Here is a 19,265-nt window from a genome sequence, read left to right on the forward strand (position 1 = left end):
GGTCTAACCCCGATCAGCGGGTTACAAGCCGCGTCCATCCCGCCCGGAGGATGGCACAAGCCCTTGTCCAATGCGGGTCACGGATATTTTCGAGAGTCGTTTTTAGCCAGCAGGGAGCAGGCCGTTCCGATGAGTAAAGCCTTCATTGCAGCCGTTATACAGGATTCGATCGATTGTACCGGCGTCGCTGCCAATCAGGCTGCTGCTGACCTGATTCAGGCCATTGTCAAGGAACTCAAGCGTGAGGGTGGTTTCACGCTGCCATCATTCGGCACGTTTACCGTCAAGAAAACCAAGGCGCGTCAGGCACTCAACCCCCGCACGGGTGAGCCGGTTAAGGTCAAGGCCGGCAAGACGGTACGCTTCAAGGCCAGTCCGAACCTGAAAAAGGCGGTCTGAATAGGGTAAGGCCGCCCGGCCATCATGCCGGGCAGCCCATCGGGTCAGGTGAACCAGACCGAAAGTGAGCGCACGCCCTGTGCGCCACGGATCAGCACGCCCTGGATATCCGCCGTGGCGGAGGGACCGCTCATCAGCACGCCATAATTGGCGGACCGGAATTCCGGCCGCTGCTGGTAGGCGGTGTGCATGTTGGCCGTCAGTTCACTGGCGGACAGCAGCACCACGATATGCTGCCCCAGATGCGCGAATGAATTGATCGGCAGCTGGGCCTCGCTCAGGAAAATGGACCCCATCTCCGCAATGCCGAAGGGCGCGCGCACCACGGTCACGTCAATCATGGCCGCGTCCTGCGGCGTCCTGATCTTCTCCACCGGCAGGGTGCCACGGGCTTCGGGCACGTTGGAGCAGATGATCTTCGCATCGGGATGGCGGCGCGCGATGGCTTCATCCAGCGTCTCGCCCGGTGTTGCCGGTTCCAGCACATCGCCGCCCAGTATCTTCAGGCTGGCAATGAAGCGTTCCCGGCTGGCATCCATGTCGCCCAGTGTTGCGACCGGTGGCAGCGGATGGTTTTCGGGCGTGGGGCGATTGGCCCGCAACGCCTGCAGGATCTCGTCGCGTGCGCTCATTTCTTGGCCTCCGGTGTACCCTCTTTGCCGGGCTTGCGGTTCTTGCGGTACCAGTCATTGAAGGTCTGCTTGACCGGATGGGGGTTTTCGCGGTGCCTGCCCCACGGGTTCAGCCAGTTATACAGCACGAAGCGCGGCATGGTGCTGAGTGATACCTCGGTCGCCTTGATGGCGGCGCGGTACAGCTTGGGCTGGCCCATGAGCTTGCCCGCCATGTGCATGATCTCACGCTTGACGAAGGGCATTTCATGGTGCTGCACCAGCACGCGGCGCCATTTGTAAAGCTGCTCGTGAATGTTGATCTTGACCGGGCAGACATTGGTGCAGCTTCCGTTCAGCGTGGAGGCGTAGGGAAGCGTGCTGTATTTGCGCTCGTTGAAGGTGGGGTCGATGATCGCGCCGATCGGGCCGGAATACACCGCGCCATAGGACAGCCCGCCAGAGCGGCGGTAGACCGGGCACGTATTCATGCACGCGCCACAGCGGATGCATTTGAGCGAGGTCCAGAAATCTTCCATCCCCAGGCGGGCGGAACGGCCATTGTCCACCAGCACCACATGCATCTCGCCCCCCTTCTGCGGGCCACGGAAATGGGTGGTGTACTGCGTGATGGGGGAACCCAGCGCACTGCGGGAAAGCAGGCGCACGAACACGCCCAGATCGGCCATGCGCGGCACGAGGCGTTCGATGCCGATGGTGGCGATGTGCAGGTTGGGCACCGTCGCACTCAGGTCGGCATTGCCTTCGTTGGTGCACACGACAAAGGTGCCGGTCTCCGCCACCACGAAATTGCCGCCGGTCATGCCCGAATCGGCGCCCAGTATGACCGGGCGCGCGGCCTGGCGCTGGGCTTCGGCCAGCAGGTGCGGGTCCCGGATGTTCGGGTCGGTGTTGTAGTCCTTGGCGAATATCTTCGCCACGTCCGATGTCAGCTTGTGTACGGCGGGCACCACGATGTGGCTGGGCAGCTGGTCATCAAGCTGCTGGATGCGTTCGCCCAGATCCGTCTCGGTCACGCGCACGCCCTGTTTTTCAAGATAGGGCCGCATGTCACATTCCTCGGTGACCATGGACTTGCTCTTGATCAGGTTGTGCGCGCCATGGGCCTTCAGGATCTCGCCTACGATGCGGTTGTGCTCCGCCCCGTCGCGCGCCCAGTGGACATGGATGCCGTTCTTCTTCGCGTTTTCCTCGAACTGCTCAAGGTATTCGGGCAGGCGGGAGAGCGTGTGTTCCTTGATGCGCGAAGCCTCCTCGCGCAGTTCCTGCCATTCGGGCAGGATGTGCATCTGGGCATCGCGCTTCTGGCGCATGTCCCACAGGCGTTCATCATGGAACTGCAGGTGGGGCTTGTCTTCCAGGAAGTGTTCCGCCGCCCTGGCGTGATTGACGGGCCGTTCGCTCATTGCGCTGCTCCGTTCAGGATCTGTGCGATATGGATGAAGCGGATGGGTACGCCCGCGCGTTCCGCGCAGCCCTGCTGGTGCATCATGCACGAGGAATCGGCCGAGACGATGTATTCCGCTCCCGCCTCGTGGTGATCGCGCACCTTGTCCAGACCCATCTGCGAGGACACGGCCTCTTCCGTGACCGAGAAGGTGCCACCGAAGCCACAGCATTCATCCGGCCGCCTGGGGGTGACGAAGCGGATGCCCCTGACCTTGCCCAGCAGGTCCATCGGCTTGGAGAAGGGCTTTTCCCCCAGTTCGGACATGCTGGCCGTGCGCAGCGCGCGCAGCGTGCCGCAGCTGTTGTGCAGGCCCACGGTGTGGTTGAACTCGGCCCATGGAAAGGCATCGACCTTCAGGATGTCATGGAGGAATTCCACCAGTTCGAAGGTATTCTCGCGCACATGGCGGACTTCATCCGTCTGCTCGATCGCATCGAAATTGTCGCGGACATGATGCGTGCAGCTGCCCGAGGGCATGACGATCTTGTCGTATTTGGCAAAGTTGCGGACAAACAGGGCTTCCGCCGCCGCCGCATCCGAATTGCACCCGGAATTGCCCATGGGCTGGCCACAGCAGGTCTGGTCCAGCGGATATTCAACATCCTGCCCCAGCTTTTCCAGCAGTTCCAGCGTGGCAATTCCTGCCTCGGGGTAGAATGCGTCGATATAACATGGAACGAACAGGCCGATTTTCATTGTTGGGCACTCATCCTCAGCACGATTGGCGCGAAACGTGGCGCAAGCTATGTTATTTCGTCAAATATATATTGAAAGACGATCCCATATATAATTTATATGCGGCATGGATCTAAGGCATTTACGTTATTTTGTGGCCGTTGCCGAGAACGGAAGCTTCACGCGTGCTGCAGAGCAGCTAGGCATAGAACAGCCCCCTCTGAGCCAGCAGATCAAGCATCTGGAAAATGAACTGGGTGTACTGCTGTTCCAGCGGCTGACGCGCGGGGTCCGGCTGACCGATGTGGGGCTGGTACTGCTGGACCAGGCGCGCGCCCTGCTGGGCATGCAGCAGCAGTTCGTGGCCACAGCCCATGGTCTGGCGCGTGGCGAGAAGGGGCATATCCGCGTGGGGCTGGCCGGTGCGGTATCGCTGCTGCCCATGATCCCGCTGACCGTGCGGCGGTTCCGCGAACTCTGGCCCGATGTCACGATCTATCTTGAGGAAAGCAACACCCCCGCCCTGCGCAAGGGGCTGCATGACCGCGCCATCGACATTGCCATCGTCCGCCCCCCCGTGCCCGATGGTGCGGGGCTGCTGGTTTCTCCCCTGCTGGAGGAGGAGACGGTTGTGGCCCTGCCCAAGGGGCACAAGCTGGCTATCCACCGGCATCTGGAACTGGACATGCTGGCGGATGAGCCCTTCATCATCTTCCCGCGTGAACTGGGGCCGGGCTTTCATGATGCCATCCTGTCCGCCTGCCATAATGCCGGCTTTACGCCGCGCATGGGCCAGCAGGCGCCGCAGATCGCCTCCACCGTGCCGCTGGTGGCAGCCGGGCTTGGGGTATCGGTCGTGCCGCGTTCACTACACCAGATCCATTCCGGTGGCGTGACCTATCATTCACTGGGGGCGAAGGCGCCGCGCGCGGAACTGGCCATTGCCATGCGGGCAGGCCAGCATGTGCCGCTGCTGTCCAATTTCATCTCGACCCTGCGGGCCTGCTGCCGTGACATGCATGCGGGCGCGCAGGCCGACCTTTCCAGGGGGGATCAGGGGGAGGAAGAAGCTTAGCTGCCCCACCCATTATACGGAAATGCCACAGGTTTTCGGGCTTGGCCTTGCGGGCCATGCAGTGTGCTGACGTGACGCCGGGGCCTTAGTGTCTGACCGAAAATGAGTTGAGTGATTTCAGTGGATTATGATTCATGGGTTTGCGATAACCTGATGAGATCAAGATGGCCTGGACTGAAATCACCCGCGCGCAGTATCGCCGGGACGACCTGGAGTATGCAAGCGACCTTCGCGATGCGGAGTGGGCGCTGATTGCGCCTTTGATGCCCGAGAAGAAACGACTGGGGAGACCACGACGTACGGATTTATGCCGGCGAGAAGTTGCGTGGTGCGCTGGCTGAACTCGGCCGATGGACGATCGAGATCGTCAAGCGTAGCGATCGGGCCGAAGGCTTCGTCGTCCTGCCCAAACGCTGGATCGTGGAGCGCAGCTTTGCATGGCTCGGACGCTGCCGTCGCCTCACGAAGGATGTCGAGGCAACAATCTCTTCATCCCACGCGTGGTTGATGATTGCCCATATCCGCAGAGTTCTGCGAAAAATCAATCAAACCGCTTTCTGATTCAGGCTCTTAGAGGTTATATTGTTTTCTTAACTCGTCTTCAAAGCCACGACTGTTCGGTTTCTTCCTTTTTGCGGCTTCGGCCTTGGCTTTTTCTGCATCTTCCTGATCTATTTTTGCCATATCTTTTTTATATTCACCGCTGATGAAATATATGAAAATATGATATGTAAAACGGATTGTATACACAATAATTCTGAATAAAAATGGAATGAAAAGGCCCAGAAATACAAGTAAAAAAGCAAATATTGCTTCAGAAGAAAGTATGGCTATTCCCATTTTATCTCTTTTCGTAAATACTTTTTATGCTAGAAATTTTAACATAGATATTCATCGAAATCTTAATATAAACCAAAATGGACATTTTTAAAATTATAAAATTCTGACAGTCGATCAGGCCCCGGCAGGCGCCTGTGCCACGCGGCTTTCGCGGATCAGGTCATGGATGAAGGACAGCTTGCGCAGGATCTCGGGCGTCAGCACGAAGGGATAGAAATCCGGCAGCCCCATGGAGCGGTTGAGGCTGTTGACCGCATAGGTCAGCGGCAGCCAGCCCTGCGTGATTTCGTCAAAGGACATTTCGGTATAGGGGTCACGCCGGATGCTGGTGGATAGCGGCGGGGCATGCGCGCCCGCCGCATCAATGGAAATGCGGTAGGCCCATGCGGTTTCCAGTGTCGAGATGATGTGCAGGTAATGCGCCCATGTCTCGGCAAAGTCCTCCCACGGGTGGGATGTGGCGTAGTGGCTGACATAGCGGCCACGCCAGTCGGTGCTGGACGGCGTATTGTAATGGGCCTGCAGGCTTGCGGCGTAGTCCTGTCGTTCATCGCCAAACACCGCGCGGCAGGCGTCCAGCCGGTCCGGCCTGGCATCGCGGATCAGGACGTTCCAGTAATAATGCCCGATCTCGTGGCGGAAATGGCCCAGCAGGGTGCGGTAGTATTCCCCCATTTCCTGGCGCATTTTCTCGCGCTGGGCATCATCCGTCTCGTTCATGGCGATGGTGATGATGCCATTCATGTGGCCGGTCATGGCGGGCGTGCCATCGGGCAGGCTGTCCAGAAAGTCGAAGGCCAGTCCGTTTGCCGGGTCTTCGCGCCGGTTGCGCATGGGCAGGCCCAGACGCAGCAGGGTATAGAACAGCCGGTGCTTGGCCACTTCCAGCTTCTGCCACCGCGCGATGTTGCCCGGCACCGACAGGTTGGGAATGGTGCGGTTGAAGCTGCACGCAATACAGTAGACCTGCCCCGGCTCGGCCAGCCAGTTGCACGCGCTATGGGCATTGTTGGCGCACAGGGCGCGGGGTGTGTGGTGCGCACCCGCGCCCAGCGGCCGCCACAGCCCGTCGCCCATCGCATCCAGTGCATACAGTTCGGTATCCTGTGGCAGGTAGCCCAGCGTATGGCCACAGCGTTCGCAGGCCGTATTCTCGAAAAACAGGACCTGTTCGCACGACTGGCAGAAAAACAGCTTCATGAGGAGATATGGGTTCGCCGCAGGGGGGGGCGGGCATTGGTAGCGGGGGGCAGGGGAATGGTTTCCATCACCGCCTCGAATGTGGCCACGCAGTGGTCCAGCAGCCCGCTTACGGGGGCGGCCTGATGGGGGGCGGCCGCCACGGCCAGGGGTACATGGCCCTGTGCCGCCAGCAGGCCCGATGTCGTATCCAGCCCGATCCATCCCGCGCCGGGCACGTATGCCTGCGCCCAGGCATGCAGTTCACCGCCATACTGCCCCGGCGCACCGGCACGCGGCTGGAGCAGGTAGCCGGACACGAAGCGTGCGGCAACGCCCAGCCCGCGCAGTACCGCGATCAGCAGCCATGCACTGTCCCGGCATGAACCGGCACCGTTGCGCAGGGTTTCCTCCGGTGACCATACGCCCGCCTCAAGCCGGATGCGGTAGGTGACGCGGGTGGCGATGGCGCGCGTCAGTTCCACCAGCATCTCCAGCGTGGGGCGCGGCAGGGTGGCGCGCCACGTCCGTACCAGCGCATCCAGCAGCGGGGTGGGGCTGCCGGGCGGGCAGGCGGGCTGCAGGTAGGGGGCCAGGGCGGGGTCAGCACCCCTGTCCGGTGCCGGCGCGGGCCACAGGCGGGCCGCCGGGGCGATGGTGAAATGGAAGGGATTGGTGGGCGTCTGGTCCGTGGCAAGGCGGATGGTAATGTCGAAATGCGTGACCCGCCGGGTAAAGGTGACGCGGGCGATCCGGTTGCCGAAAGGATCGTGCTCCCATGTACAGCCGTGCGGTGTGGGGCTTATGTCCATGCTGTAGGACAGCACGCCCGGACAGTCGGGCACGGGATGCAGGCGGATTGTCTGGGGACCAAGGTGAACGGGCCGGTCGTAGCGGTAGCGTGTGTGGTGGACCAGCATGGCATGCGCGTTCATGTACTCTTGAGCCCCGGAAAACAGTCCCGCATGCCTGCCATCGAGACCCGACGATGGTACGGTTCGGACATGGTTGCAGTGTGCCGCCCCCACGCTATCAGGATTGGCGGTGGCAGCAATATCGTATTTTTCAGCGATTTGCGCCCGAAAGGGAAGGTCGGGCAAGATTCGTTCTTGGCAAGAGACGATTTTCTTGCTCCCGTAGTCATGGATCGAAATGATTAACGGCAGGTGGGTGGATATGATTCCTTCGCCCCTGATCCACCTCCATTCCAGCGGGGGTAGGGCATGAATGACATGAAAATGGCGGCACAGGCGGCCGGGCTGTTCGCGACGTATGACGTTCCGGATTTTTTCTGTGAACTGCTCAACCGTAGGGACATCCCGCCCCCCGGCCTGCAACTGGTGCGCGAGCGCCTGGCGCGTTTCGATCTGGCTGAACTGCGCCGCAGGGCGGCGGCGGTGGAAGCCCAGTTCTACCGCCTGGGCATTACCTTTACCGTCTATTCCGACCGCGAGGCGATCGACCGCGTCCTGCCCTTCGACGTCATCCCCCGCGTGCTGACCGCGGCCGAGTGGGATCATGTGGAACGCGGCGTGCAGCAGCGCGTGCAGGCGATCAACCTGTTCCTGCATGACATCTATCACGACCGCCATATCCTGCGTGATAACGTGGTGCCGGCGGATCTGGTGCTGGGCAATTCCAATTACTGTCAGGCCATGGTGGGGCTGGATGTGCCCGGCGGGGTTTACGTGCACATCAATGGCACCGACCTTGTGCGCGACCGCGATGGCCGTTTCCTGGTGCTGGAGGACAATGCCCGCACCCCCTCGGGTGTGTCCTACGTGCTGGAGGACCGGCAGATGATGCTGCGCCTCATGCCCGACCTTGCCACCGGGCTGGACATTCGCCCGGTGGATGAATACGGCCCCCGCCTGCACCGCGCGCTGGCGGAGGTCGCCCCCACGGGCGTTGCGGACCCGCAGGTGGTCCTGCTTTCGCCGGGCATCTACAACGCCGCGTATTTCGAACATGTGTTCCTGGCGCGCGAGATGGGCATTCCGCTTGTCGAGGGCCGCGACCTCATGGTGGAGGACGGGCGCGTCTACATGCGCACGGTGGGCGGCCCGCGGCCGGTCCATTCCATCTACCGCAGGCTCAATGACGACTTCCTTGACCCGCTGGTCTTCAACCCCGACAGCCTGCTGGGCGTGCCGGGACTGGTGGATGCCTACCGCCGGGGCAACGTGACGCTGGCCAACGCCCTTGGCACCGGCGTTGCCGATGACAAGGCGGTCTATGCCTACATGCCGCGCATCATCCGCTACTACCTGGACCAGGAGCCGATCCTGACCAATGTGGAAACCCATATATGTGGCGAGCCCGAGGGGCTGGCCTACACGCTGGCCAACCTGGAGCATCTGGTGGTCAAGCCGGTGGGTGAATCCGGTGGCTACGGGCTGCTGATCGGCCCGCATGCGACACAGGCGCAGCTGGATGAATTCCGCACGCTGCTGCGTGCCGACCCGGCCAATTACATCAGCCAGCCCGTCATCAGCCTGTCCGTCTCGCCCACGCTGTGCCCGGCGGGGGTGGAGGGGCGGCATGTGGACCTGCGGCCCTTTGCCGTGACCGGGCGCGATACATGGGTCCTGCCCGGTGGCCTGTCGCGGGTCGCGCTGCGCAAGGGGTCGCTGGTGGTCAATTCCTCGCAGGGTGGCGGGGCAAAGGATACATGGGTTCTGGCATCATGACACAGGTTTCAGCCTTTCCCCCCCCGGTGCTGCCGGGCCTGCGCAACCTGCTTTCACGCTATGCCGAAAGCACGATGTGGCTGGCGCGCTACATGGAGCGCATCGAGAACATGGCGCGCCTGATCGAGGTGACCAGCACATCCGTGCAGGCCAGCAACATGGATGCGGGGTGGGACAGCGTCATCCGCATCAATGCCGATGATGCGCTGTTCTTCCAGCACCACAAGAGCGTGACCGAGCGCAGCGTGGTGTCCTTCTACATTACCGACCGCGACAACCCGGACTCCATCGTGTCCATGGCGCGTTGCGCGCGTGAGAATGCCCGCGTGCTGCGCCCGCTGATCTCGACGGAGATGTGGATGCATCTCAACGTTTTTACCCGCTGGGTCATGGAACTGGGGCCGGATGATACTGGCGCGGGATACCTGTCCACCCTGTGCACCCGGCTCAAGCAGGACTGCCAGACCCATTTCGGCATTACCGAAGGCACGCTGTACCGTGACCAGGCATGGCTGTTCTACATTCTGGGCAAGAACCTGGAACGCGCGGACCAGATCACCCGGCTGATCGACATAAAATACCATACCCTGCTGCCCAGTGGGGCGGGCGTGGGGTCGGATATCGACATGAGCCAGTGGACATCGGTCCTGCGTTCGGCGGCGGCCTATCATGCCTTCCGCCGGGTGCTGCCCGAAGGCATGACGCCAGCCAATATCGTGGGCTTCATGCTCAAGAACGACGGATTCCCACGCTCGCTTTCCGCCAGCCTGCGCAGTGTGGACTGCGCGCTGGCCTCCCTTGCGGGGGAATACCGGCTGCGCCATTGCAGCCCAAGCCAGGAGCGGGTGGAGGAACTGCGCGTGACACTGGTCGAGCAGACGGTGGAGGACATCATCATGCGTGGCCTGCATGAATACATGGACTGGATCCAGCGCCAGCTCAGGCAGATCCAGAACGATATTGCCAATGCCTTCTGGCCGCCGGTTGTGTCCGTGCAGGCATAGGGCCGCGCCGTCTGTCGGGACCGGATGAACATTTCCGGATGCCGCCTTTATTTCAGGAAGGCGGCAGTTCCCGGCGCTTTGCGGGAAAAGCTTCGTCCGAAACGTCTGTAATTTCCAGATGCCGGAAACTGGCTGGGGCGGGAGGGTTCGAACCTCCGCATGGCGGAATCAAAATCCGCTGCCTTACCACTTGGCTACGCCCCACCAGATCACGGATCACGCGATTCGCATGATCCGGGGATCTTCTAATGTCTAAAGGGCGGTGCCGTAAAGGGGGCAGCACCCGGTACCATCATTCAGGCGGAAGGTTCCAGCGGCAGGTCGACCATCGGGTCGGTGCCCGCGTCCGGGGTGGTGCCGGCGGGGGATTGCGGGGTGACGGGCGCCAGTCCGGTAAAGCGGGCCGCGCGGTCCAGCGCCTGATCCAGGGCGGCCATGGTCAGGCCCATGTCCTGACTGTCATCCCTGTCCCAGGCACGCAGGGTCAGGGTCCATACACCCAGCAGCGCCTGCAGGCGCACCACACCGGCAAGGCCCGCCGTGTCCAGCCCCGCGGCATCCGCAAGCCACTTCATGCTTTCCATCGTGGCCCCGCCCAGCAGGAGTGCGAGCGGCGGGTCCAGCGGCACGGCGCGCAGGACGGCGCGCACGCCCTCGCGGTACTGCTGGAATACATCAAGGCGGCGCATGATCATGTCGAACAGCTTTTCGCGCACGCTGCCTTCGGACCCGTCCTCGACCAGGGCCGCCTCATCGGCCAGCCGCCCCAGTGTCAGCAGGAGCATGGTCTTGCACCCAAAACGCTTGCGTGCGGTATCCAGGCTCAGCCCCGCCTCGCGCGCGGCGTCCACGACCGTCGTGCGGCGCCAGCCGTGCAGGGCGGCACGTTCCAGGGCGGAGCGGAGAAGGGTGGCGTCAAACTGGTCGTTATCCATAGAGGGCCTGGTCTTCCGGGTTGGGGGTTCAGCAAGGGCAAACCATGCGGGCACGCATGGTCATGAAACGGGTGATGCGCCCGACAGTTCGCGTGACCGGCGCGCCGCCGCCCGTACGGCGGTGGCAAGGGCGGCAGGCCAGGCGTCCGGGGCCATCAGCACCTCAAGCGCCTGCTGTGTGGTGCCGCCGGGACTGGTCACGTTGCGGCGCAGGGTGGCGGCGTCCATGCCGCCCTGTATCATGAGCGCGCCCGCGCCCGCCACCGTCTGGCGGGCGATCTGGCGGGCCAGGGCGGGGGGAAGGCCCTGGGCCACGCCGGTTTCCTCCAGCAGTTCGGCCAGCAGGAAGACATAGGCCGGTCCACTGCCGGATATGGCGGTCACCACGTCCATCTGGTCTTCATGGTCTATCCAGGCCACGTCGCCCACCGCGCGCAGCAGGCGCGTGCACAGGGCACGCTGCGTGGGTGTCGCGGCGGGGAGGGCGTAGCATACGCTCATGCCCTGGCCAATGCTGCTGGGCGTGTTGGGCATGGCGCGGATCACCACCGGCATCGGGCTGCCCGCGGGCAGGGCATCGGTCAGCCGGTCGGCCAGGTCGCCCGACCGGCGGCCCGCCAGAACCGACAGCACCGGCGCGCGCAGCGCGAAGGGGGCGATGGCGGACATGACGGCGTCCACCTTCTGCGGTTTGGTGGCCAGTACGATCATGCCGGGATGGAAGCTGTCGGGAACCTCGTCCGCGCTGCGCACCAGATGGTGCGGGGCGGGGACGGAAGGGCGGTGCCGGTCGATGATGAAGGAAGGGGCAAGCCCTTCCTTCAGCCATCCATCAAGCATGGCGCCACCCATGTTGCCGCAGCCGACAAGCAGCACGGGGGGAAGCATGTCCGCCATCAGGCCATGCCCGCGCAGTCCAGCATGGCGGCTTCCAGCGCCTCGGCGGGTTTCTTGCCGCCCCACAGCACGAACTGGAAGGCGGGGTAGAAGCGTTCGCATTCCGTCAGGGCGATGTCGATCATGTCCTCCAGGCTTTCCATGGAGGCCCCGCGTGATCCGCGCAGCAGCACGGCATGGCGGAAGACCGGGGTGCCATGCTCCAGATCCATGCCGAAATGGCCGATCCACAGCCGCTCATTGGCCAGGGCCACCAGTTCGAACAGGTTCTGGCGCTGCTCGGCGGGGACCTTGAGGTCGAACGTGCAGGTAAAATGCATGGCGCTGACTTCTTCCGACCAGCAGAAGAACAGCCCGTAATCGCACCATTTGCCCGGTGCCTCGGCAGCCATTTCCGAATCGCTGCGGCGTTCGAAATTCCAGTCGTATCCGCCCACGATCTGTTCCATCAGATCGAGTGGATTCGTATTGCGTGTGCGTGTTGTCTGAGTCAGAGCAGGCATGTGGCACTCCCCGAAGCCGTCGTGGAGGAAATCCGGCGTGCTGGCCGGATTCCGTGTCTCTGCAACCCGGTCCGTGTCCTGTTGCGGGGAATCAGGGCGCGGACCGTCCTGATACCCTATGGCGCGCGGGCACCGGCTGCAAGCGTTGTGCTGGGGCGGGGTGATCAGGCGTGCGGCCGGGGGGTGGGCGCGGTCAGGCTGGCTTCCAGGTCGGATACGCGTTCTTCCAGCCGGGCAATCCGGTTTTCCATTTCGGACTGGGCCAGCCGGGCGCGGGTGGCCACTTCGCGCACCACCTCGAATTCGTCGCGGCGCACGAGGTTCAGGCTGCCCAGCGTCTCGTCCACACGGGCGCGGACGATGGCGCCGATTTCCTCACGCACGCCGGCAAGGGCGGAAAACGCCCCACCGGCCACACCGGCAAGGTCATCAAGAATGCGGGGCCTGTCGGACATAATGGGTACTCCATGAACGGACCGCGCCGCGTCTTCTGTCAGGCCACGGGCGGGATGAAAGCCGCCACTATAGACACATTGCCGCCTCAGGGCTATCCGCACGATAGTCATGGGCGCGCATGGGCCGCGCCACCGACTTCCAGGCGGCAACAGGCGGGGTGCGGGACAGTGATCGTGATTACGGGTGGCGCGGGCTTTATCGGTTCGTGCATGCAGCAGGCCCTTCATGCGCGTGGCGTGGAGACGGTGGTGGTGGACTGGCTGGGCAGCGCGGGCAAGTGGCGCAACCTGCGCCATCACGCCCCCGGCCGGATCATCGCCCCCGAGGCGCTTGACGCATGGCTGGCCAGCGGGCCGGATGTGGGGGCCGTGATCCATCTTGGCGCCATAAGCGAGACCACGGCCACGGACGGGGATCTGGTATGGCGCACCAACGTGGACCTGTCCCACCGTCTGGCGTCATGGTGCGCGCATGCGGGCGTGCGCTTCATCTATGCCTCGTCCGCCGCCACCTATGGGGCCGCCGACCGGGTGGAGCAGTTCAGCGATGACCCGGGGGCGCTGGACCACCTCAGCCCGCTCAACCTGTATGGCTGGTCCAAGCAGGCATTCGACACTGGCCTGCTGCACCGGCTGGAAAAGGGGGAACTGCCCGGCCTGTCCTGGGCGGGGCTGAAGTTTTTCAATGTCTATGGTCCCAACGAATACCATAAGGGCCGCATGATCTCGGTGGTCAGGGTCAAGTATGACGAAGCCCGCGCGGGCCAGCCGCTGCGCCTGTTCCGCTCCGACGTGCCGGGCCTGGCCGACGGGGCGCAGGCGCGCGACTTCATATGGGTGGGAGACGTGGTCGATGTCATGCTCTGGCTGCTGGACCACGGGCATGTCAGCGGGCTGTTCAACTGCGGCACGGGGGTGGCGCGTACCTATGCCGATCTGGCGCATGCGGTGTGTGACGCGGCGGGTGTCGCCCGCCAGATCGAATTCATCGACATGCCCGAAAGCCTGCGCGGCCAGTACCAGTCCTTTACCTGCGCGGACATGCGCAGGTTGCGCGCCGCGGGCTACAGCCGCCCCTTCACCACGCTGGAGGATGGCGTGCGCCGCTACGTGCAGGACTATCTTGCCCGCCCCGACCCCTATCTTTAGGTACCCTGCCCGTGGGCGTCCTGCCTGGTGCCGCCGCAACCCTGACATGAAAGTGGGCCGATGCTGCCTGTCCTGATCTTTCCGCAGTTCGATCCGGTAATGGTCCATTTCGGGCCGTTCGCCATCCGCTGGTACGCCATGGCCTATATTGTCGCACTGGTGGCGGGGTGGCGGATCGCGCGCCATCTGGTGGCCCTGCCACCACGGGCCGCGACCACGGTGCAGGTGGATGACTTCCTGACATGGGCCACGCTGGGCGTGGTGCTGGGGGGGCGGCTTGGCTACATCCTGTTCTACCAGCCGGGCTATTACCTGGCCCATCCGCTCAATATCCTGCAGGTCTGGCATGGCGGCATGTCGTTCCATGGGGGGGCGGCGGGGGTGATCATCGCGCTGATCGTGTTCACACGCCTCAACGGGTTGAGCTTCCTTGCCTTTTCGGACCGCATCACGACGGTGGTGCCCATCGGGCTGGGGCTGGGGCGCATTGCCAATTTCATCAATGGCGAACTGTGGGGGCGTCCCGCGCCGTCCTCCCTGCCATGGGCCATGATCTTTCCCGACGCCGGGCCGGAACCACGCCACCCGTCCGAACTGTACGAGGCCTTTGCCGAGGGGCTGGTGCTGTTCACCGTGCTGTGGTGCGTCTCGCGCAGCCTGCGCGCGCGGCAGCATCCGGGGTTCATCGCGGGGCTGTTCCTGTTCGGTTATGCCGTGGCGCGCACGGTGTGCGAATGCTTCCGCGAGCCTGATGCCTTCATCGGCTTCCTGCCCTTTGGCGTGACCATGGGGCAGGTGCTGTGCGTGCCCATGGCCATTGGCGGGGCGGGGCTCATGCTCAATGCCTGCCTGCGGCCGGCGCGCACATCCGTCATGGCCGCGCCGGAACCGGAGCCGAAAGCCGTGGATGGCGGAGCAGCGCGGTGAGGGACGGGGCGGAACGCCTGGACCATTTCATGGCCCGGGCCAATGCCGCCTATTACGCGGGCTGCGACCCGTTTGCCGATTTCATCACGTCACCTGAAATATCGCAGATGTTTGGTGAACTGCTGGGGGCGTGGGTTGCCGTTGCATGGGGGCAGCTTGGCAGCCCGGACCCGTTCATGCTGGTGGAGGCCGGGCCGGGCCGGGGCACGCTCATGGCCGATGCGCTGCGCCTTGTGCGCCGTGTCGCCCCGGCCTGCCACCGGGCCGTGCGGCTTCACCTGATCGAGACATCACCGCGCCTGCGCGGCGTGCAGGCGCATGCGCTGGAGGGGGGCACCCTGCTTCCGCCCTGCTGGCATGACAGCCTTGCCACCGTGCCGGATGGCCCGATGATCCTGCTGGCCAACGAATTCCTTGATGCGCTGCCCATCCGCCAGTTCACAAGGCGGGCAGGGGGGTGGGAGGAACGGTTTGTGCATCATGGCGCGTTCGTGGGGGCGCCCGCATCCTTTCCCGCCACCCATCCCGCCCGCGGGCGGGCGGTGCCGGAGGGGGCGGTGCTGGAAACCTGCCAGCCCGCGCTGGATTTCACGCAGGCCCTTGCCGCTCGGCTGCGGCGATGGTCGGGTGCGGCACTGCTGATCGATTATGGTTATGACGCGCCCGCGTGGGGGGACAGCCTGCAGGCCCTGCGTGATGGCCGCCCGGCGGACCTGTTGCGCGATCCCGGCACGGCGGACCTGACCGCGCATGTTGATTTCCGCTCCATCGCACAGGCCGCGCATGGCGTGGATGTATGGGGCAGCGTGCCGCAGGGGCGGTTTTTGTCCGCGCTGGGGCTTGCGGCGCGGTGCGCGCGGCTTGAACGCGCGGCCCCGGACCAGGCGGCGGCAACCCGTGACGCGGCGGCAAGGCTTGCGGCGCCGGAGCGCATGGGCCAGCTTTTTCGCGTGCTCGGGCTTGCGGCGGGGCTTGCGGGTGACCTGCCGGGCTTTGCGGGCCGACGCATGGATGACGACGGGACAACACCCAACGGGGGAACACGATGATGACGGACAGCGCCATTACGGATGCACAGGTCGTGCGCGCACCGCTTCTGGCAGCCGCCCGGCACGGGTTCTTTACCCGGCAGGGGGGTGTTTCGACCGGCCCGTATGCCAGCCTGAACTGTTCCACCCGCTCGGCCGATGCGCCCGAAGCGCTGCGTGAGAACCGCCGCCGCGTGGCGCAGTACATGGATGTGCCGCCGGGGAACCTGCTGGGCCTGACGCAGGTGCATGGCGCGCGCACCCTGACCGTGACCAGCCCATGGCCGACAGGTGCCGGGCCGGAGGGGGACGGGCTGGTGACCAGCCAGCCGGGCCTTGCGCTGGGTGTGATTACCGCCGATTGCGCGCCCATCCTGTTCAGCAACGCACAGGGCACGGTGGTGGGGGCCGCGCATGCGGGCTGGCGCGGGGCATGTGGGGGTATTGTGGAGTCGGTGGTGGCCGCCATGGGCGCGCTGGGCTGCGCGGCGGACGGGATCAGCGCGGTGGTCGGGCCCTGCATCGCCCCCAACAGTTATGAGGTGGGACCGGACATGCGTGATGCCGTGCTGGCATGGGATGCATCCGCCGCCCGCTTTTTCACGCCGGCCAGCCGGCAGGGGCATTTCATGTTCGACCTGCCCGGCTACTGTGTCGGGCGGCTGGCGCGTTGCGGTGTGGGGCGGGCCGTGGCGGTGGGACTCGACACATTGCATGATGAAGCCCGGTTTTTCAGCCATCGCCGCCGCACGCTGGCCGGCGGTGGCCCGATTGGCCACCAGATTTCCGTTATTGCCTGCCGGGCGATATAGAAGGATCATGATGTCAGAAGTTTTTGCCCGGCGGCTGGTCATGATGTCAGCCGTCGCCGCGCTTGGCGCCCTTGGTGGCTGCGTGAACATGCCGCATCCTTTCCGCCCCACGGGCGCGGGCAGTGTGGCGCAGGCACCGACCGCGCGGCTGGCGGTGCCGGTCTCGACCGGGTCGGGCACGGACGCGGCGGCGGCACAGGTCTGGCAGCATGCCATGGTCGATGCCCTGCTGGCGCAGTCCGTGCCCGCCATGGCCCAGCCCGTGCGCCCCGGTGACTGGTGGCTGAAGATGACGGCCACCACCAGCAATGGCGCGATCGTGCCCATCTATGCCGTCATGACCCCCAAGGGCGAGGAACGTGGCCATATGGCGGGCGCGCCCGTTCCCGCGGCCCAGTGGCAGGCGGCGGATGGACAGGCCGCCGCCCGTTCGGCACAGGTGGCGGCACCCGGCGTGGCCGAACTGCTGACCGGGATTCAGGCGGCACAGATGCAGAAGGACCCCAACAGCCTCAAGAACCGTCCGGCGCATGTGTATTTCGCAGGCGTGCGTGGCGCGCCGGGCGATGGGGACCATGCCCTGGCGCAGGCCTTCATCGCGGCCTTCCCCGATGCGCATGAGGATATCCGGCATACGGCGGCGGGGGCTGATTACACCGTGGGGTGCACCGTAGTGCTCAATGATGCCGTGACCACGACATCGCTCACCCGCCAGCAGCATATCGTGCTGACATGGCAGGTGGTTGACGCGCAGGGCAAGGAAGCAGGGGCCGCCACCCAGATCCATGACATCGCGGCCCATTCCCTGGACAGGAAATGGGGAGCGGTCGCGGTATCGGCCGCCGATGAGGCGGCAGGGGCCGCCCGGCAGATCATAACCCGTTATTCCGGCCGGGCGAATGCGCCGCTGGCGGCGGATGGCACGCTGGCCGCGCCGCAGCAGCCTGTCCCGTCCCGGCTGGCGGCGGGGGGAAGGGGGGCGCCGCCGGCCGCCACCGTGGCACCTGCGCCCGGCACGCCGGCCGTTCCCTCTGTGCCTGTTCCCGTAGCGGCTGGCACGCCTGCACCGGTGGTCGCCGTCGTGCCGCCTGCGCCAGTGGTGACCCCGGTGGCGGCTCCCGTTGCCGTTCCCGTGGCCCCTGCCGTGACGGTACCCACGTCACGCCCTGCTGTAGCACCTGCAATGGCGGCCGGGCCTGTCGCCACCCCGGTGGTTCCTGCCACGGCGCCGGTGGCCGCCAGGCCTCCGGCATCCGTCCCCCGGCCGGTGGCAAAACCCGCGGCTCCCGCCCTGCGGCAGCCGGATCTGTGGCCACCCATGCCCAGTGCTACCGCCACCCCCGTCCCCGATGCGGGCACGGCCACCGTGCATGAAATCAGTGGCACGCCCGTAACGGTGGCACGTCCGGTGGCGCCGCATCCCTTCCCCGGTGTGGTCCTGCCGCCAACTGGCGCCGGTGTGACGGATCAGCAACGACGGGCTGGTGTGCGGCTGCCGCCCGCCATAGACAGGTGACAGGTTATGTGCCGGTTGTTAGAAGGCGGCACATAAAGAACGGGGGTGCGGAAAAATGCCTGCCCCATCGCCAGTATCGCCGCCCGGGAGCGCCATACGATGAAAATTGTCGCCTGTAACAGCAACCTGCCTCTGGCCGAAAAGGTCGCGATGGAACTGGGGTTGCCGCTCTGCAATGCGACCGTGCGGCGTTTTGCCGATATGGAAATCTTTGTCGAGATTCATGAGAACGTGCGTGGCGAGGACGTGTTTGTCATCCAGAGCACCTGTTCCCCCACCAATGACAACCTGATGGAACTGCTGATCATGCTTGACGCGCTGCGTCGCGGGTCGGCACGGCGCATCACGGCGGTCATGCCGTATTTCGGCTATGCCCGGCAGGACCGCAAATCCGGCCCCCGCACACCCATCAGCGCCAAGCTGGTCGCCAACATCCTGGTCGAGGCCGGCGCCAACCGCCTGCTGACCATGGACCTGCACGCCATGCAGATCCAGGGCTTCTTCGATATCCCGGTGGACAACCTGTACGCAGCCCCCCTGTTCACGCGCGACATCCGGGGCCGCATGAAGCTTCAGGGCGAGCCGCCGCTGCCCTATGACGCGCCGCCGATGGACATTCCCGGCGGGCCGCACAATCTCATGATCGTCTCGCCCGACGTGGGCGGCGTGGTGCGTGCGCGCCAGCTGGCGCAGCGGCTGAACGTGGATCTGGCCATCATCGACAAGCGGCGTGAGCGCGCCGGTGTGTCCGAAGTCATGAACGTGATCGGTGACGTGCGCGGCCGCTACTGTATTCTGGTGGATGATATCGTCGATAGCGGCGGTTCGCTGTGCAACGCGGCGGAAGCGCTGATGAAGCATGGTGCGGCCGCGGTGGAAGCCTACGTGACCCATGGTGTGCTGACCGGCAGCGCGGTCAGCCGCGTGGGCCAGTCCCCGCTGGGGATGCTGACCCTGACCGACAGCATCATGGCGACCGAGGCGGTCAAGGAATCGGCCAATATCCGCCAGATCAGCACGGCGGGCCTGATCTCGCGCGCGATGCAGGCCATCTCGGATGAAAGTTCGGTTTCCTCGCTGTTTGACTGACGGTGGCATT

At 64.5% G+C, this 19,265-nt stretch carries 20 protein-coding genes, 1 tRNA gene and 1 pseudogene; 11 read left to right on the plus strand and 11 right to left on the minus strand.

Annotated elements, in window-relative coordinates; genetic code table 11:
* Positions 1–129 precede the first annotated feature (129 nt).
* The gene (locus GWK63_RS01695) at positions 130–399 is read left to right on the plus strand and encodes an HU family DNA-binding protein (protein ID WP_007398811.1); all 270 of its coding nucleotides are present in this window, start codon (positions 130–132) and stop codon (positions 397–399) included.
* A 44-nt stretch (positions 400–443) separates the two neighbouring features.
* Here the strand turns inward: GWK63_RS01695 and GWK63_RS01700 are convergent, their stop codons facing one another.
* Genes GWK63_RS01700 through GWK63_RS01710 form a run of 3 tightly spaced genes read right to left on the minus strand, consistent with a single transcriptional unit; the run spans position 444 to position 3,177 of the window.
* The gene (locus GWK63_RS01700; protein WP_034927182.1) at positions 444–1,031 is read right to left on the minus strand and encodes a LutC/YkgG family protein; all 588 of its coding nucleotides are present in this window, start codon (positions 1,029–1,031) and stop codon (positions 444–446) included.
* The gene (locus GWK63_RS01705) at positions 1,028–2,437 is read right to left on the minus strand and encodes a lactate utilization protein B (RefSeq protein WP_007398813.1); all 1,410 of its coding nucleotides are present in this window, start codon (positions 2,435–2,437) and stop codon (positions 1,028–1,030) included. The genes GWK63_RS01700 and GWK63_RS01705 overlap by 4 nt, the downstream gene beginning before the upstream one ends.
* Complete coding sequence (locus tag GWK63_RS01710; protein WP_007398814.1) at positions 2,434–3,177, minus strand: (Fe-S)-binding protein; 744 nt, start codon at positions 3,175–3,177, stop codon at positions 2,434–2,436. The genes GWK63_RS01705 and GWK63_RS01710 overlap by 4 nt, the downstream gene beginning before the upstream one ends.
* 106 nt (positions 3,178–3,283) lie before the next feature.
* Between GWK63_RS01710 and GWK63_RS01715 the strand changes: the two genes are divergently transcribed.
* Together GWK63_RS01715 and GWK63_RS01720 are read left to right on the plus strand one after the other, a co-directional pair.
* On the plus strand, positions 3,284–4,231 hold the full coding sequence (locus GWK63_RS01715) for a LysR family transcriptional regulator (protein ID WP_039999195.1): 948 nt from the start codon (positions 3,284–3,286) through the stop codon (positions 4,229–4,231).
* Between the two features lie 164 nt (positions 4,232–4,395).
* Positions 4,396–4,792: pseudogene (locus tag GWK63_RS01720) on the plus strand (transposase).
* Positions 4,793–4,801: 9 nt separating this feature from the next.
* On the opposite strand, the gene GWK63_RS17025 reads toward GWK63_RS01720, so the two are convergent.
* The 3 genes from GWK63_RS17025 to GWK63_RS01735 all read right to left on the minus strand — a co-directional run bounded on the left by GWK63_RS17025 (position 4,802) and on the right by GWK63_RS01735 (position 7,185).
* On the minus strand, positions 4,802–5,071 hold the full coding sequence (locus GWK63_RS17025) for a hypothetical protein (protein WP_172459697.1): 270 nt from the start codon (positions 5,069–5,071) through the stop codon (positions 4,802–4,804).
* A gap of 114 nt (positions 5,072–5,185) precedes the next feature.
* Positions 5,186–6,271: a zinc-binding metallopeptidase family protein gene (locus GWK63_RS01730; protein WP_007398817.1), complete on the minus strand. Its 1,086-nt coding sequence runs from the start codon at positions 6,269–6,271 to the stop codon at positions 5,186–5,188.
* Positions 6,268–7,185 (minus strand): transglutaminase family protein, encoded by a 918-nt coding sequence (locus GWK63_RS01735; protein WP_039999198.1) that lies wholly within the window; start codon positions 7,183–7,185, stop codon positions 6,268–6,270. Before GWK63_RS01735 ends, GWK63_RS01730 begins: the two co-directional genes overlap by 4 nt.
* 288 nt (positions 7,186–7,473) lie before the next feature.
* Here GWK63_RS01735 and GWK63_RS01740 point away from each other — a divergent pair, with 288 nt between their 5' ends.
* Positions 7,474–8,940 (plus strand): circularly permuted type 2 ATP-grasp protein, encoded by a 1,467-nt coding sequence (locus GWK63_RS01740; protein WP_007398819.1) that lies wholly within the window; start codon positions 7,474–7,476, stop codon positions 8,938–8,940.
* Entirely contained in the window at positions 8,922–9,944 is a 1,023-nt protein-coding gene (locus tag GWK63_RS01745) for an alpha-E domain-containing protein (RefSeq protein ID WP_034927193.1), read from the plus strand. Before GWK63_RS01740 ends, GWK63_RS01745 begins: the two co-directional genes overlap by 19 nt.
* 129 nt (positions 9,945–10,073) lie before the next feature.
* Here the strand turns inward: GWK63_RS01745 and GWK63_RS01750 are convergent.
* The 5 genes from GWK63_RS01750 to GWK63_RS01770 form a co-directional block, all read right to left on the minus strand.
* Positions 10,074–10,148 (minus strand) — tRNA-Gln (locus tag GWK63_RS01750).
* Positions 10,149–10,240: 92 nt separating this feature from the next.
* Positions 10,241–10,879 carry a hypothetical protein gene (locus tag GWK63_RS01755; protein WP_007398821.1) on the minus strand — a complete coding sequence of 213 codons (639 nt, stop codon included), beginning with the start codon at positions 10,877–10,879 and terminating at the stop codon, positions 10,241–10,243.
* Positions 10,880–10,939: 60 nt separating this feature from the next.
* A complete protein-coding gene (gene proC, locus GWK63_RS01760; RefSeq protein WP_007398822.1) occupies positions 10,940–11,776 on the minus strand; it encodes a pyrroline-5-carboxylate reductase in 837 nt (278 codons plus the stop codon).
* On the minus strand, positions 11,776–12,279 hold the full coding sequence (locus GWK63_RS01765) for a type III secretion system chaperone family protein (protein ID WP_014106114.1): 504 nt from the start codon (positions 12,277–12,279) through the stop codon (positions 11,776–11,778). Before GWK63_RS01765 ends, proC begins: the two co-directional genes overlap by 1 nt.
* A gap of 164 nt (positions 12,280–12,443) precedes the next feature.
* Entirely contained in the window at positions 12,444–12,734 is a 291-nt protein-coding gene (locus tag GWK63_RS01770; RefSeq protein WP_007398824.1) for an accessory factor UbiK family protein, read from the minus strand.
* Positions 12,735–12,902: 168 nt separating this feature from the next.
* On the opposite strand from GWK63_RS01770, the gene rfaD reads away from it, so the two are divergent.
* The 6 genes from rfaD (at position 12,903) to GWK63_RS01800 (ending at position 19,255) form a co-directional block, all read left to right on the plus strand.
* Complete coding sequence (gene rfaD / locus GWK63_RS01775; protein ID WP_007398825.1) at positions 12,903–13,883, plus strand: ADP-glyceromanno-heptose 6-epimerase; 981 nt, start codon at positions 12,903–12,905, stop codon at positions 13,881–13,883.
* Between the two features lie 60 nt (positions 13,884–13,943).
* The gene (gene lgt / locus GWK63_RS01780; RefSeq protein ID WP_007398826.1) at positions 13,944–14,810 is read left to right on the plus strand and encodes a prolipoprotein diacylglyceryl transferase; all 867 of its coding nucleotides are present in this window, start codon (positions 13,944–13,946) and stop codon (positions 14,808–14,810) included.
* Between the two features lie 29 nt (positions 14,811–14,839).
* On the plus strand, positions 14,840–15,859 hold the full coding sequence (locus tag GWK63_RS01785) for a class I SAM-dependent methyltransferase (RefSeq protein WP_039999248.1): 1,020 nt from the start codon (positions 14,840–14,842) through the stop codon (positions 15,857–15,859).
* Complete coding sequence (gene pgeF / locus GWK63_RS01790; RefSeq protein ID WP_007398828.1) at positions 15,856–16,650, plus strand: peptidoglycan editing factor PgeF; 795 nt, start codon at positions 15,856–15,858, stop codon at positions 16,648–16,650. Before GWK63_RS01785 ends, pgeF begins: the two co-directional genes overlap by 4 nt.
* 7 nt (positions 16,651–16,657) lie before the next feature.
* Entirely contained in the window at positions 16,658–18,166 is a 1,509-nt protein-coding gene (locus tag GWK63_RS01795) for a hypothetical protein (protein ID WP_007398829.1), read from the plus strand.
* A 99-nt stretch (positions 18,167–18,265) separates the two neighbouring features.
* The gene (locus GWK63_RS01800) at positions 18,266–19,255 is read left to right on the plus strand and encodes a ribose-phosphate pyrophosphokinase (RefSeq protein WP_034927308.1); all 990 of its coding nucleotides are present in this window, start codon (positions 18,266–18,268) and stop codon (positions 19,253–19,255) included.
* Positions 19,256–19,265: the final 10 nt, after the last annotated feature.

This window comes from Komagataeibacter rhaeticus, from assembly GCF_011611525.1.
Taxonomy (GTDB): domain Bacteria; phylum Pseudomonadota; class Alphaproteobacteria; order Acetobacterales; family Acetobacteraceae; genus Komagataeibacter; species Komagataeibacter rhaeticus.

Coding starts and splice junctions, on each gene's coding strand:
- pgeF (WP_007398828.1), top strand. CDS start 15,856: ATGATGACGGACAGCGCCATTACGGATGCACAGGTCGTGCGCGCACCG.
- GWK63_RS01740 (WP_007398819.1), top strand. CDS start 7,474: ATGAATGACATGAAAATGGCGGCACAGGCGGCCGGGCTGTTCGCGACG.
- GWK63_RS01715 (WP_039999195.1), top strand. CDS start 3,284: ATGGATCTAAGGCATTTACGTTATTTTGTGGCCGTTGCCGAGAACGGA.
- GWK63_RS01710 (WP_007398814.1), bottom strand. CDS start 3,177: ATGAAAATCGGCCTGTTCGTTCCATGTTATATCGACGCATTCTACCCC.
- GWK63_RS01735 (WP_039999198.1), bottom strand. CDS start 7,185: ATGAACGCGCATGCCATGCTGGTCCACCACACACGCTACCGCTACGAC.
- GWK63_RS17025 (WP_172459697.1), bottom strand. CDS start 5,071: ATGGGAATAGCCATACTTTCTTCTGAAGCAATATTTGCTTTTTTACTT.
- GWK63_RS01755 (WP_007398821.1), bottom strand. CDS start 10,879: ATGGATAACGACCAGTTTGACGCCACCCTTCTCCGCTCCGCCCTGGAA.
- GWK63_RS01730 (WP_007398817.1), bottom strand. CDS start 6,271: ATGAAGCTGTTTTTCTGCCAGTCGTGCGAACAGGTCCTGTTTTTCGAG.
- GWK63_RS01705 (WP_007398813.1), bottom strand. CDS start 2,437: ATGAGCGAACGGCCCGTCAATCACGCCAGGGCGGCGGAACACTTCCTG.
- GWK63_RS01695 (WP_007398811.1), top strand. CDS start 130: ATGAGTAAAGCCTTCATTGCAGCCGTTATACAGGATTCGATCGATTGT.
- GWK63_RS01765 (WP_014106114.1), bottom strand. CDS start 12,279: ATGCCTGCTCTGACTCAGACAACACGCACACGCAATACGAATCCACTC.
- GWK63_RS01785 (WP_039999248.1), top strand. CDS start 14,840: ATGGCCCGGGCCAATGCCGCCTATTACGCGGGCTGCGACCCGTTTGCC.
- GWK63_RS01795 (WP_007398829.1), top strand. CDS start 16,658: ATGATGTCAGAAGTTTTTGCCCGGCGGCTGGTCATGATGTCAGCCGTC.
- GWK63_RS01700 (WP_034927182.1), bottom strand. CDS start 1,031: ATGAGCGCACGCGACGAGATCCTGCAGGCGTTGCGGGCCAATCGCCCC.
- lgt (WP_007398826.1), top strand. CDS start 13,944: ATGCTGCCTGTCCTGATCTTTCCGCAGTTCGATCCGGTAATGGTCCAT.
- GWK63_RS01745 (WP_034927193.1), top strand. CDS start 8,922: ATGGGTTCTGGCATCATGACACAGGTTTCAGCCTTTCCCCCCCCGGTG.
- proC (WP_007398822.1), bottom strand. CDS start 11,776: ATGGCGGACATGCTTCCCCCCGTGCTGCTTGTCGGCTGCGGCAACATG.
- GWK63_RS01770 (WP_007398824.1), bottom strand. CDS start 12,734: ATGTCCGACAGGCCCCGCATTCTTGATGACCTTGCCGGTGTGGCCGGT.
- GWK63_RS01800 (WP_034927308.1), top strand. CDS start 18,266: ATGAAAATTGTCGCCTGTAACAGCAACCTGCCTCTGGCCGAAAAGGTC.